Source organism: Allobosea sp. AAP35 (genome assembly GCF_001295925.1).
Lineage (GTDB): Bacteria > Pseudomonadota > Alphaproteobacteria > Rhizobiales > Beijerinckiaceae > Allobosea.
Window position 1 is genome coordinate 108379 of record NZ_LJHQ01000022.1, and the last position, 12526, is coordinate 120904.

The following is a 12526-nucleotide window of genomic DNA, read 5'->3' on the forward strand; positions in this document are numbered from 1 at the left end:
AGAACCATCGTGGCCCACGCGCAAACTCCCGTCCCCGTCACCGCACGTCGCTCCGGCCCGCTTACCGGCCGCGTCCGGGTGCCCGGCGACAAGTCGATCTCGCATCGGGCGATGATTTTCGGTCTGCTCGCCATCGGCGAGACAAAGGTCACGGGCCTGCTCGAGGGCGAGGACGTGATGCGCACGGCCGCAGCGGCGCGCGCGCTGGGTGCGATCGTGCATCATGACGGGCCCGGCGCCTGGCGGGTGCGCGGCGTGGGCGTCGGCGGGCTCAGCCAACCGGCGGAAACGCTGGATTTCGGCAATGCCGGCACCGGCTCGCGGCTGATGATGGGTGTCTGCGGCGCCCATCCCATCACCACGACCTTCGATGGCGACGCCTCCCTGCGCAAGCGCCCGATGCGGCGTATTCTCGATCCGCTTGAGCTGATGGGGACGGTGATCGTCTCGCAGGGCGAGGGCGGCCGCGTGCCCCTGACCCTGCGCGGGCCGCAGGAGGCCGTGCCGATCAGCTATCGCACGCCCGTCGCCTCGGCGCAGATCAAGTCGGCCGTGCTGCTGGCGGGCCTCGCCGCGCCGGGCGAGACCACCGTTATCGAGACGGAGGCGACGCGCGACCACACCGAGAAGATGCTGATCCATTTCGGCGCCGATGTCGTGGTGACGCCCGAGGGCGCGCATGGCCGGAAAATCGTGCTGAAGGGCCAGCCGGAACTGCAGGCCGCGCCGATCGTGGTGCCGGCCGATCCGTCCTCGGCGGCGTTCCCGCTGGTCGCCGCGCTGATCGTGCCCGGCTCCGACATCCTGATCGAAAGCGTGATGACCAACCCGCTGCGCTCGGGTCTGCTGACCACGCTGCGCGAAATGGGCGCCGACATCGCGGTCGAGAGCGAGGCCAATGAGGGCGGCGAGGCGGTGGCGACGCTGCGGGTGCGGGCCTCCTCCCTGAAAGGCGTGACGGTGCCGCCCGAGCGCGCCCCGTCGATGATCGACGAGTATCCGGTGCTGGCCGTGGCGGCCTCCTTCGCGACCGGGACAACGCGGATGCGCGGCTTGCAGGAGCTGCGCGTCAAGGAATCCGACCGGCTCGCGGCGGTCGAGGCCGGGCTGAAGGCGGCCGGCGTTACCTGCGCGATCGAGGGCGACGATCTGGTCGTCGAGGGTACCGGCGGGGCGGTCGCGGGCGGCGGCACCGTCGCCACCCATCTCGACCATCGCATCGCGATGAGCTTCCTTGTCATGGGGCTGGCGACGGACAAGCCGATGCAGGTCGATGACGGCGCGATGATCGCGACGAGCTTCCCGAGCTTCATCGCCCTGATGAACGGGCTCGGGGGCGAGATCGCATGATGGAGACGCCCGCAGGGCTCGTCATCGCGGTCGATGGCCCCGCCGCATCGGGCAAGGGCACGCTGGCGCGCCGGCTTTCGGCCCATTACGGCCTGCCCTATCTCGACACCGGCCTGCTTTACCGCATGGTCGCGCGGGCCATGCTCGATGCCGGTCACGACATCCGCGATGCACAGGCCGCCGAAGATATCGTTTCGCGTTTCGATGACGGCGCCTTTACCGAGGACGCCCTGCGCGGCCGCGAGATCGGCGAGGCGGCTTCCGTCGTCGCTGCGATGCCAGCCGTGCGCAGCGGGCTGATCGCGCGACAGCGGCGCTTCGCCGCACAGCCGGGCGGCGCGGTCCTCGACGGGCGCGACATCGGCACGGTGATCTGCCCGCAGGCCCAGGCCAAGCTCTTCGTCACCGCGACTCCGGAGGTGCGCGCCGCCAGACGGCAGAAGGAACTCGCCGGGCGCGGCGAGATTGCCCCTTTCGACGGCATCCTGGCCGATATCCGCCGCCGTGATGCGCGCGATTCAGGCCGCAGCGATGCGCCGCTGAAGGCGGCCGATGACGCCGTGATCCTCGATACCTCGGCGCTGACGGTGGAAGAGGCCCTCGCCGCCGCTATCGCGATCGTGACGCGACGACAGGCGGCTTGAGCGTAGGCGGCGCGACAATCGGCGTAACCTGCCCAGCTTTCGGCCTTGGAACGAATCAAAAGCAAGCGCACACTTCCGTTGCGAGATGATGACGGAGGTGGCGATGCGGCGTTGGCTGTTCGGTCTCTTGAGTCTGGCGGCAGCGGGTCTCTGGACCGTCGCTGGCGCCCAAGCCCCCTCCGCGGGTCCGCCCGAGGAGGTCGATGTCGCGCTCGTGCTCGCGGTCGACGTGTCCTATTCGATGGACCTCGACGAACTTGCGCTTCAGCGCCTCGGCTATATCGAGGCCTTCCGGTCCAAGCCATTGCATGACGCGATCGCCAAGGGGGCCATCGGCAAGATCGCCGTGACCTATTTCGAATGGGCCGGCGGGCATTTCCAGCACGTCGTCAAACCCTGGACGATCATCGACACACCCGCCTCGGCCGTCGCCTTCGCGGAGGAACTCGGCGAGGCGCAGACGCGGCGAGGCCGCCGCACCTCGATCTCGGCGGCGATCGATCTCGGCATGCAGTTGCTGGAGCAGGCCAATGTCACGCCGCTGCGCAAGGTGATCGACATCTCCGGAGACGGCGCCAACAATGACGGGCGGCCGGTGACCCTTGCGCGCGACGAGGCGGCGGCCAAGGGCATCAGCATCAACGGGCTGCCGGTGATGCTGAAGCAGGCGAGCTATTTCGACCTCGACAATCTCGACCTCTACTACAAGAACTGCGTCGTCACGGGGCCCGGCGCCTTCGTCATCCCGATCCGCGAGCGCAGCCAGTTCGTCGATGCCACCCGCACCAAGCTGATCCGCGAGATCGCGGAGATGCCGCGCGACGGCGAGGCGCTGATTCAAAAGGCGCAGGCGACCGGCAGCGTCAACTCGAGCTGCCTGGCCGGCGAGCGCCAATGGCGCGACCGGATGGGGAATTGAGGGGCGTCAACCGTCGTCATGCTCGGGCTTGACCCGAGCATCTTGGAATCCAGAGCCATTCCTTCTTGAGATTCTCGGGTCTGCGCTACGCTTCGCCCGAGAATGACGGGGAACCCCTCACGTTCCCCTTGGCTTCGCCCGCGTCGTGGGCGGCGCGGCGGCGGGGTCGTCGGGCCAGGGATGGCGGGGATAGCGGCCCTTCATCTCGGATTTCACCGCCGCCCAGGAGCCGCGCCAGAAGCCCGGCAGGTCGCGCGTGATCTGGACGGGCTTGTGGCCGGGCGAAAGCAGCTCCAGCACCAGCGGCACCCGCCCGCCGGCAAGCGCCGGATGCTTCGACAGCCCGAACAGCTCCTGCACCCGCACCGAGATCGTCGGGCCGGCTTCGGCGGCATAGTCGACGGCGAGGCTGGAGCCGGTCGGCGCGGTGAAATGCGTCGGCGCTTCCGTATCGAGCCTCCGCTTCATCTCCCAGGGCAGGAGATCGCCGAGCGCGGCATCGAGATCGCCCGGCTCGATCGCAGCAAGAGAGGCGCGGCCGATGATATGTGGCGCGAGCCAGATCGACGCGTCCGTCGCCAGCCCCTCATCCGACAGGTCCGGCCAGAGATCCTCCGCGCCCGCATCCCGCGCGGCGCGGCGCAGGAAGCCCACCCGCTCGCGCAACTGTCGTTGCGCCTTCGTCCAGGGCAGCAGGCCGATGCCGAGTGCCGCGAGACCTTGCGCCAGGACGACGGCATTGGCGAGGTCAGCCTGCGCTGGCAGCGGCCGCTCCGACAGGCTGAGCGCCCCATAGCGGCGCACGGCCCGCACGCGCAGGGCACGGGCGGCGCGATCGAATGTCGTCTCGCTGCGTTCCTCCATTTCGAAGGACGAAAGGCCTTCGGCGACGAGCCAGGCAATATCGACTTCCGTGAGCGGCGCCGCCGAGAGGATGCGGGCCTGCTGGGCCGCGCCGGTCATCTCCGCCACGACAATATGGATATCCCGGGCCAAGCGCTGGGTCGGCTCCAGCGTCGCGCCGCGCCCATTGGCGAGCAAATACTGCCCAGAGCCCGGGCTGCGCGCCCTCGCGACCCGGTCTGGATAGGCCAAGGCGAGCAGGAGCCCGGGCGACAACCCTTCGCCAGGCCTGGAGGGGCCCGCAGCCCGCTCGGCGGTGCGCGCCCAGCCCTCAGCAAGACGGCGCATGTCGGCGGCGCGGCCGCCTCTTTCACGCTGGAAACGCTCCAGCCGCTCCGACAGGTCGATCGCGTCGCCGCCGAGCCCGCGCTCGACCAGGAGCGCCGCCAGCAGGGCGGCGGTTTGCGCCTGTCCATAGCGCGCCGCGGCGACGACCATGCGGGCCAGGCGCGGCGGCAGCGGCAGATTCTGGAGGGTGCGGCCCTCCGGGGTGATGCGGCTATCGCCATCGAGCGCATTCAGGCTGGACAGCAGGCTGCGGGCCTCTTTCAGCGCCGGCGCCGGTGGCGGGTCGAGGAAGGCCAGGGTTGTGGGATCGGACACGCCCCAGGCGGCACAGTCGAGCAACAGGGGCGCGAGGTCGGCAGAGAGGATTTCGGGCCGTGCGAAGGCCTCCAGCGCGCCATTGCCGGCCTCTTCCCAGAGACGATAGCAGATGCCCGGCTCGGTGCGGCCGGCGCGGCCCCGGCGCTGGTCGGAGGCTGCGCGGCTGGCGCGGCGCGTCTCGAGACGCGTCAAGCCGAGATCGGGCTCGTAGACGGGCACGCGGGCAAGGCCTGAATCGATCACCACCCGGACGCCCTCGATCGTCAGCGAGGTCTCGGCGATCGCCGTCGCCAGCACGATTTTGCGGCGGCCGGGCGGCGCGGGCAGCACGGCACGATCCTGGTCGGCCTGGTCGAGCGCGCCATAAAGCGGCGCGATCTCGACGCTTTTGTCGCGGATGCGCTCACGCAGGCGCTCCTCGACCCGCCTGATCTCGCCCTGGCCGGGCAGGAAGACGAGCTGCGAGCCGGGCTGCTCGTTCAGCCCCAGCAGCACCGCGTCCGTGACCTGGTCCTCGATGCGCTTCAGCGGGTCGCGGCCGAGATAGCGCGTCTCGACCGGGAAGGCCCGGCCCTGGCTCTCGATCACCGGCGCTTCGCCGAGAAGCCTCGCGACGCGCGCGCCGTCCAGGGTCGCCGACATCACCAGGATGCGCAGATCCTCGCGCAGGCCCGCTTGCGCATCGAGCGCCAGCGCCAGCCCGAAATCGGCGTCGAGCGAACGCTCATGGAACTCGTCGAAGAGCACGGCGGCGATGCCCTCCAGCGCCGGATCGTCGAGGATCATCCGGGCGAAGACGCCCTCGGTCACCACCTCGATGCGCGTCTTCGGGCCGATCTTCGAACCGAGGCGGACGCGCAGGCCGACAGTGTCGCCGACACGCTCGCCCAGCGTCTGCGCCATCCGGTTGGCCGCGCCGCGCGCCGCCAGCCGCCGTGGTTCCAGCACGATCAGCTTGCCGCCCTGGGTCCAGGGCTCGTCGAGCAGCGCGAGTGGCACCCGCGTCGTCTTGCCGGCGCCGGGCGGCGCCACGAGCACGGCGTTGGGCTGCGCGCGCAGGGCGGCCGCGAGATCGCCGAGCACGGCGTCGATCGGAAGGGGCGTGTCGAAGGCGCGCATGACCCGCGGGATGTGACGCAGCCCGGCGTCCTGCGCAAGCGCAACCCTCTCGCCAGCCCGCGCGCGTCATGCTAACCGCTCAGGCCATGACCAATCCCAGTATTTCCGACATCCAGACAGCCACCGGCCAGGCTCACATCCAGGCCCGCTTCCAGGCCTGTGCGAAAGAGGGCCGCGCCGCGCTGGTGACCTTCGTCACAGCCGGCGATCCCGACTTCACGACGGCGAGCGCCATTCTGGCCGCGCTGCCCGGGGCCGGCGCCGACATCATCGAGCTCGGCGTGCCCTTTACCGACCCGATGGCGGACGGCATTCCCGTCCAGCTCGCCGGCCAGCGCGCGCTGCATGGCGGCCAGACGCTGAAGAAGACGCTGGCCATGGTCGCGGAATTCCGGGCCAAGGGCCATGACACGCCGATCGTGCTGATGGGCTATTACAACCCGATCTATGCCTATGGCGTCGAACGCTTCCTTGGGGACGCCCGCACCGCAGGCGTCGACGGGCTGATCGTCGTCGATCTGCCGCCGGAAGAGGATGTCGAGCTCTGCCTGCCGGCGCTCGCCGCCGGCATCAGCTTCATCCGCCTGGCGACGCCGACGACCGACGACAAGCGCCTGCCCAAGGTGCTGCAGAACACCTCGGGCTTCGTCTATTACGTCTCGATGAACGGCGTCACCGGCGGCGCGATCGTCAATTACGACGCCGTCGGCGATGCGGTGGCCCGGATCAAGCGGCATACCGACCTGCCGGTCGCCGTCGGCTTCGGCGTCAAGACGGCCAAGGATGCGGAGGCGATCGCGCGCGGGGCCGACGGCGTCGTCGTCGGCTCGGCGCTGGTCGAGCGCCTGCGGCTCTCGCTGGACGCGGAGGGCAAGGCCACGGAAAAGACCGTTTCGGCTGTCACCTCGCTGGTTTCAGAATTGGCTGCGGGCATCCGCTCGGCCGCGAAGGCGGCGGCCTGAGGCCTTCGGCCCTGCCCGCCCTCCGCGCCCCAATCAGGATTTGATCCATGAACTGGATTTCCGAAGTCGTCCGGCCGCGCATCAAGACGCTGTTCAAGCGCGAGAGCCCGGAGAATCTCTGGATCAAATGCCCCGATTCCGGGCAGATGGTCTTCCACAAGGATGTCGAGGCCAATGGCTTCGTCATTCCCGGCTCCGACCACCATATGCGCGTCACCGCGCAGGACCGGCTGAAGTTGACCTTCGATGACGGCAAATGGCTCGACGTGCCGCTGCCCGAGGTCGCGACCGATCCGCTGAAGTTCCGCGACGAAAAGCGCTATATCGACCGGCTGAAGGACGCCCGCGCCAAGACCGGCGCGGCGGACGCCTTCAAGGTCGGCTATGGCCGGGTCAAGGGTTTTGCGCTGACGATCGCGGTGCAGGATTTCCACTTCATGGGCGGCTCGCTCGGCATGGCGGCGGGTGAAGCCTTCATCAAGGGCGCGCTCACGGCGATCGAAAAGAAGACACCCTATGTCGTCTTCGCCGCCTCGGGCGGGGCACGCATGCAGGAGGGCATCCTCTCCCTGATGCAGCTGCCGCGCACCACCGTCGCGATCCGCATGCTGCGCAAGGCCGGCCTGCCCTATATCGTCGTTTTGACCAACCCGACCACCGGCGGCGTCACCGCCTCCTATGCCATGCTCGGCGACATCCACATCGCCGAACCCGGCGCGCTGATCGGCTTCGCGGGCCCGCGCGTGATCGAGCAGACGATCCGCGAGAAGCTGCCCGAGGGCTTCCAGAGGGCGGAATACCTCAAGGATCACGGCATGGTTGATATGGTGGTGCACCGCCACGACCTGCCGGAGACGCTGGCGCGGCTCGGCCGACTTCTCACCAAGCAGCCGGCGCCAGTCAGCGAGGCCGCGCCGATGCTGCCGCCCCAGCCCGTCGCCGAAGCCGTCTGACGCGGCTGCCTGGCCTGATGGGTTCGTCCGACGCGGTCCTGGCGCGCCTGCTGGCGCTGCACCCCAAGCTGATCGATCTCTCGCTCGGGCGCATCCTGACCCTGCTCGAGCGGCTGGGCGATCCGCAGAAGCGGCTGCCGCCGGTGATCCACGTCGCCGGCACCAATGGCAAGGGCTCGACCATCGCCTTCATGCGGGCGATCCTGGAGGCGGCGGGGCTACGCGTCCATGTCTACACTTCCCCGCATCTCGTGCGGTTTCACGAGCGCATTCGGCTGGGAGCGCCTGGCGGCGGCCGCTTCGTCGATGAGGGCGTGCTCGTCGAGGCGTTGGAGCGCTGCGAGCGCGTCAATGCCGGCGACCCGATCACCTTTTTCGAGATCACAACGGCCGTGGCGCTGCTGCTCTTCGCCGAGATCGAGGCCGATGTCGTGCTGCTCGAGGTCGGCCTCGGAGGGCGGTTCGATGCCACCAACGTCATCGCCAATCCGGCCTGCACGGTGGTGACGCCGGTCTCGCTCGACCATGCCGAATATCTCGGCGACAGCGTCACCAAGATCGCGGGCGAGAAGGCCGGCATCTTCAAGCGCGGCGCCCCGGCCGTGATCGCGCCGCAGGAGCCCGAGCCGACCGCCGTGCTCGAAGCCGTGGCCGAGCGGGCCGGCGCTTCCAAGATCCTGATCGGTGCGCAGGATTTCTCCGTGCACGAGGCCGGCGGGCGGCTGGTCTATGAGGATGGCGACGGGCTGCTCGATCTGCCGCTGCCGAAGCTCGCCGGGCGCCATCAGCACATCAATGCCGGCACCGCGATCGCCGGCCTGCGCGCTGCCGGCTATGGCGGCCTGCCGACGCGGGCTTTCGAACAGGGCATGCTGGAGGCCGACTGGCCGGCGCGGCTGCAGCGGATTGCGCGCGGCAGGCTCGCGGAACTGGTGCCGGGCCGGGCCGAGCTCTGGCTCGATGGCGGGCACAACCCCGATGGCGGCCGGGTGCTGGCCCAGGCCATGGCTGATCTCGCCGACCGCAACCCGGCGCCGCTGGTGATGATCGCCGGCCTGCTCTCGACCAAGGATGCGGGCGCGACGCTCGGCCATTTCAAGGGGCTGGCGCAGATGCTGTTTGCCGTCCCGATCCAGAACCAGATCGTCGCCCGGCCGGCCGAGGAGGTCGCGGTTCTGGCCCGCTCAGCCGGTCTCACCGCCGAGGTCGCGGGCTCCGTCGAGCAGGCGCTGCGCGAGATCGCGGCGCGCGACTGGTCGGCCCCGCCGCGCATCCTGATCTGTGGCTCGCTCTATCTGGCGGGCGAGGTTCTGTCGGCGAACGGCACGCTGCCGGCCTGAGTCGGAGCGCCTCGGCAGTGTATTTCAGCCGACCTCGTGCGGATCGCGGCGATGGCCGTCGCGGTCATCGTGCGCAAGGCTTAAATCCGCCGCAGCCAGCGCGCGATACGCCTCGATCGTGATCAGGACGTGAGACGTCCTTCCCTGCTTCGTAATGAAGACCGGTCCGTTGCGAGCGGTTTTCTTGACCGCACCGGTTCTGCGGTCAAGTTCGCGGCTGGAGATCGTCGTCTGCATCGAGAGTTCCGTTTGGGCGAGGATCCTGAGGGTCTCGCCGGAGTTGGATTATAATCAGGAATGTTTGCCAATGATACACGCTCTGCGTGCGTCCAATGGAGTGACCCATGACAGACAAGCCGTTCGGAACGACCCGCCGTGATATCCCCGCCATCGGGCAGGGCAGCTGGTATATCGAGCGTGGCGACCGCAAGCAGGCCATCGCGGCGCTGCGGCGCGGGCTCGATCTCGGCCTGAACCATATCGATACTGCCGAAATGTATGGCGACGGGCAATCCGAGGCGATCATTGGCGAGGCCATTACGGGGCGGCGCGAGGAGGTGTTCTTGGTGTCGAAGGTGCTGCCGCACAATGCCTCGAAAAGCGGCGTGCGCGCCGCCTGCGAGCGCTCGCTGCGCCACCTCAAGACCGACCGGCTCGATTGTTATCTGCTGCACTGGCGCGGACCGCATCCGCTGCCCGAGACCTTCGCGGCTTTCGAGGCGCTGAAAAGCGAGGGCAAGATTTTGTCCTGGGGCGTCAGCAATTTCGACGAGGACGATCTCGACGAGGCGCTCGGCGTCGCCGGCCCGGGGCAGATCGCCTGCAATCAGGTACTCTATCACCTCCGCGAACGCGCGATCGAGCATGCCGTCATTCCCTGGTGCGAGCGCCATGGTGTGGCTGTCACCGCCTACAGCCCGTTCGGACATGACGGCTTCCCGGCCTCGGGGAGCGCCGGCGGCAAGGTTCTGGCCGAGATCGCAGCCGCCCAGGACGCCAGCCCCCGGCAGGTCGCGCTCGCCTTCCTGACGCGGCGCGACAGCGGCTTCGCGATCCCCAAGGCCGGGACGCTGGCCCATGTCGAGGACAATGCCGGCGCGCTGCGGTTGACGCTGACGCAGGACGAACTCGCGCGGATCGAGGCTGCCTTCCCGCTGGGACGCAAGCCGGCCTCCCTGCCGATGTTATAACGCGCCTTGGCTCAGGCGGCGCGGGCGAGCCGCTCCAGCGCGGCGCCGGGGTCGATGCGGCCGTCATAGAGGGCCCGGCCGGTGATCGCGCCTTCGAGGATCGCGGCGTCCGGCGCCATCAGGCGCTCGATATCGGCCATGGAGGCGAGGCCGCCCGAAGCGATGACGGGGATGGTCAGCGCCTGAGCGAGGCCTATCGTGCTGTCCCAGTTGATGCCCTGCAGCATGCCGTCGCGGGCGATGTCGGTGTAGACGATCGCCGCCACGCCGGCATCCTCGAAGCGCCGGCCGAGATCGGCAGCCGCCAGCGACGAGGTCTCGGCCCAGCCTTCCACGGCCACGAAGCCGTCGCGCGCATCAATGCCGACCGCGACCTGGCCCGGAAAGGCCTTTGCCGCCTCGCGCACGAAGCCGGGATCGCGCACGGCGGCCGTGCCGATGATGACGCGGGCAATGCCCTTAGACAGCCAGCCTTCGACCGTCTTCATGTCGCGGATGCCGCCGCCGAGCTGAACCGGGAACGCGACTTGGCTCAGGATGGCTTCGACTGCGGCTGCATTCATCGGCTTGCCGGCAAAGGCGCCATCGAGATCGACGACATGCAGCCATTGGAAGCCCTGGGCCTCGAAGGTGGCCGCCTGTGCGGCCGGGTCGTCGTTGAAGACCGTCGCCTGCTCCATGTCGCCCTGCTTGAGGCGCACGCACTGGCCGTTCTTCAGATCGATGGCGGGGAAGAGGATCACGGCTTCCATCCCAGGAAATTGGCGAGCAGCTTGAGGCCGAGGGCCTGGCTTTTTTCGGGGTGGAACTGCGCTCCGGCGATGTTGTCGCGGCCGACCATGGCCGTGACCGGCCCGCCATGGTCGGTCACGGCCAAAACCTCCTGCGGATTCTGCGCCGCCAGCGCGTAGGAGTGCACGAAATAGGCGTGCAGGCCGTCGGGCCCGGTCTCGATGCCGTCGAGCAAGGCATGGTCGCTCTGCTTGCTCAGCGTATTCCAGCCCATATGCGGGATCTTGAGCCCTTCGCCTTCCGGCACGATCAGCGTGACATCGCCCGCAATCCAGCCAAGGCCGTCCGTCACCGTGTATTCGAGACCGCGCGAGGCCAGGAGTTGCATGCCGACGCAGATGCCGAGGAAAGGCCGGCCCTTGGCAAGCACGACGTCTTCCAGCACCTCGACCATGCCGGGCACGGCGTCCAGGCCACGGCGACAATCGGCGAAGGCGCCGACGCCGGGCAGGACGATGCGGTCGGCGGCGCGGACCTCATCGGGCTCGCTGGTGACGCGGATCGTCGAGGCGATGCCGGATTCAGCCGCCGCGCGTTCGAAGGCCTTGGCGGCGGAGTGAAGATTGCCCGAGCCGTAGTCGATGATGACGACGGATTGGCTCATCGCCCCCGTGCCTCGGGGAAGAGTCCGATGATCGGGACGGGCCCGGCCGGCTGCGGACGAGCCGCCGGCAACGGCAAGCGCGGCGGCACGGCCTCGCCGGCCAGCGCGCGCTCGAAATAGCGCCGCTCGGCCTCGGGCAGATCGCGCGCCTCGACGACGTCGGCCAGACGCCAGCCCTGGCGCGCCAGCTTGCGCGCGATGAGGTTCTGCCCCTCGAGCCCGAGGAACAGTGCCATCGTCCAATGGGCGATCATCAGCGCGCCGGTCGTCAGTCCAAGCCGGTTGCTCGCATACAACAGCGCGCCCCAGAGCAGGGCGTAGACCAGCGTCGCCAGCCACAGCCGCTGGACGAGCAGCCAGAGCCCGCCGAGGAAAAAAGCCGACCAGGTGAAGGTCTCCGGCAGCAGCCGCGCCTGCTCGATCTCGTCACGCGCGCCGCCAGAGCCCGGCGGCGGGATCATCACCGTGTAAAATGCCATGACCCGATCCTTTCAGAGTGCGCCCTTGGTCGAGGGCACACGGCCGCCCTCGCGCGGATCGACTTCGATCGCACGCCGCAGCGCGCGCGCCAGCCCCTTGAAGCAGCTCTCGGCGATATGGTGGGCGTTGTCGCCATAAACAGTCTCGACATGCAGCGTGATGCCGGCATTCATCGCAAAGGCCTGGAAGAACTCGCGCACCAGTTCGGTGTCGAAGGTCCCGATCTTCTGCGCCTCGAAGCGGGTGCGGAAGACCAGGAACGGCCGGCCCGAGACATCGATGGCGACGCGGGTCAGCGTCTCGTCCATCGGCAGGTGGATGTCGGCATAGCGGCGGATGCCCTTCTTGTCGCCAAGGGCCTGCTTGATCGCCTCGCCCAACGCGATGCCGGTGTCCTCAACCGAATGATGGTCGTCGATCTGGGTGTCGCCGGTGACCGCGACCTTGAGATCGATCAGGGAATGGCGGGCGAAGAGGTCGAGCATATGGTCGAAGAAGCCGACGCCGGACGAAATCTCGGCCTTGCCGGTGCCGTCGAGAACGAGCGAGACCGCGATATCGGTCTCGTTGGTGCGGCGCTTCACTTCGCCCAAACGCATGATGGCCTCTGTTTTCAAAGCAATTCTCGTGGCTTTAACAGGCAAGGCCAGCGAAGGCCATGCTC

13 protein-coding genes are annotated in these 12526 nt (G+C 68.7%); 7 read left to right on the forward strand and 6 right to left on the reverse strand.

The genetic code is table 11. The annotated features are described in order from the left end of the window. The first annotated feature begins 9 nt into the window (after positions 1–9). The 3 genes from aroA (at position 10) to IP69_RS09430 (ending at position 2913) form a co-directional block, all read left to right on the forward strand. Positions 10–1350, forward strand: coding sequence for a 3-phosphoshikimate 1-carboxyvinyltransferase (gene aroA / locus IP69_RS09420; protein WP_054142557.1), 1341 nt, complete (start codon positions 10–12; stop codon positions 1348–1350). Continuing rightward, complete coding sequence (gene cmk, locus IP69_RS09425) at positions 1350–1994, forward strand: (d)CMP kinase (RefSeq protein WP_054142558.1); 645 nt, start codon at positions 1350–1352, stop codon at positions 1992–1994. Before aroA ends, cmk begins: the two co-directional genes overlap by 1 nt. 103 nt (positions 1995–2097) lie before the next feature. Continuing rightward, the gene (locus tag IP69_RS09430; protein WP_054142614.1) at positions 2098–2913 is read left to right on the forward strand and encodes a DUF1194 domain-containing protein; all 816 of its coding nucleotides are present in this window, start codon (positions 2098–2100) and stop codon (positions 2911–2913) included. Between the two features lie 117 nt (positions 2914–3030). Here the strand turns inward: IP69_RS09430 and hrpB are convergent, their stop codons facing one another. Continuing rightward, the gene (gene hrpB, locus IP69_RS09435) at positions 3031–5541 is read right to left on the reverse strand and encodes an ATP-dependent helicase HrpB (protein ID WP_054142559.1); all 2511 of its coding nucleotides are present in this window, start codon (positions 5539–5541) and stop codon (positions 3031–3033) included. Positions 5542–5627: 86 nt separating this feature from the next. Between hrpB and trpA the strand changes: the two genes are divergently transcribed. Genes trpA through IP69_RS09450 form a run of 3 tightly spaced genes read left to right on the forward strand, consistent with a single transcriptional unit; the run spans position 5628 to position 8796 of the window. Further along, positions 5628–6503 carry a tryptophan synthase subunit alpha gene (gene trpA / locus IP69_RS09440; protein WP_054142560.1) on the forward strand — a complete coding sequence of 292 codons (876 nt, stop codon included), beginning with the start codon at positions 5628–5630 and terminating at the stop codon, positions 6501–6503. A gap of 47 nt (positions 6504–6550) precedes the next feature. Further along, positions 6551–7456: an acetyl-CoA carboxylase, carboxyltransferase subunit beta gene (gene accD / locus IP69_RS09445; protein WP_054142561.1), complete on the forward strand. Its 906-nt coding sequence runs from the start codon at positions 6551–6553 to the stop codon at positions 7454–7456. Positions 7457–7473: 17 nt separating this feature from the next. After that, on the forward strand, positions 7474–8796 hold the full coding sequence (locus tag IP69_RS09450) for a folylpolyglutamate synthase/dihydrofolate synthase family protein (RefSeq protein WP_054142562.1): 1323 nt from the start codon (positions 7474–7476) through the stop codon (positions 8794–8796). A 24-nt stretch (positions 8797–8820) separates the two neighbouring features. Here IP69_RS09450 and IP69_RS09455 read toward each other — a convergent pair whose 3' ends face one another. Beyond that, a complete protein-coding gene (locus IP69_RS09455; RefSeq protein WP_054142563.1) occupies positions 8821–9033 on the reverse strand; it encodes a hypothetical protein in 213 nt (70 codons plus the stop codon). A gap of 107 nt (positions 9034–9140) precedes the next feature. Between IP69_RS09455 and IP69_RS09460 the strand changes: the two genes are divergently transcribed. Next, positions 9141–9986, forward strand: a complete 846-nt coding sequence (locus IP69_RS09460) for an aldo/keto reductase (protein ID WP_054142564.1) — start codon at positions 9141–9143, stop codon at positions 9984–9986. 11 nt (positions 9987–9997) lie between these two features. Here the strand turns inward: IP69_RS09460 and hisA are convergent, their stop codons facing one another. From hisA to hisB, 4 genes are read right to left on the reverse strand one after another with little or no spacing between them, the layout of a single operon-like run. Further along, positions 9998–10738 carry a 1-(5-phosphoribosyl)-5-[(5-phosphoribosylamino)methylideneamino]imidazole-4-carboxamide isomerase gene (gene hisA / locus IP69_RS09465; RefSeq protein ID WP_054142565.1) on the reverse strand — a complete coding sequence of 247 codons (741 nt, stop codon included), beginning with the start codon at positions 10736–10738 and terminating at the stop codon, positions 9998–10000. Beyond that, entirely contained in the window at positions 10726–11382 is a 657-nt protein-coding gene (gene hisH, locus IP69_RS09470) for an imidazole glycerol phosphate synthase subunit HisH (protein WP_054142566.1), read from the reverse strand. Before hisH ends, hisA begins: the two co-directional genes overlap by 13 nt. Beyond that, complete coding sequence (locus tag IP69_RS09475; RefSeq protein ID WP_054142567.1) at positions 11379–11861, reverse strand: DUF2628 domain-containing protein; 483 nt, start codon at positions 11859–11861, stop codon at positions 11379–11381. Before IP69_RS09475 ends, hisH begins: the two co-directional genes overlap by 4 nt. A gap of 12 nt (positions 11862–11873) precedes the next feature. After that, complete coding sequence (gene hisB, locus IP69_RS09480) at positions 11874–12461, reverse strand: imidazoleglycerol-phosphate dehydratase HisB (RefSeq protein ID WP_054142568.1); 588 nt, start codon at positions 12459–12461, stop codon at positions 11874–11876. Between the last annotated feature and the right edge of the window lie 65 nt (positions 12462–12526).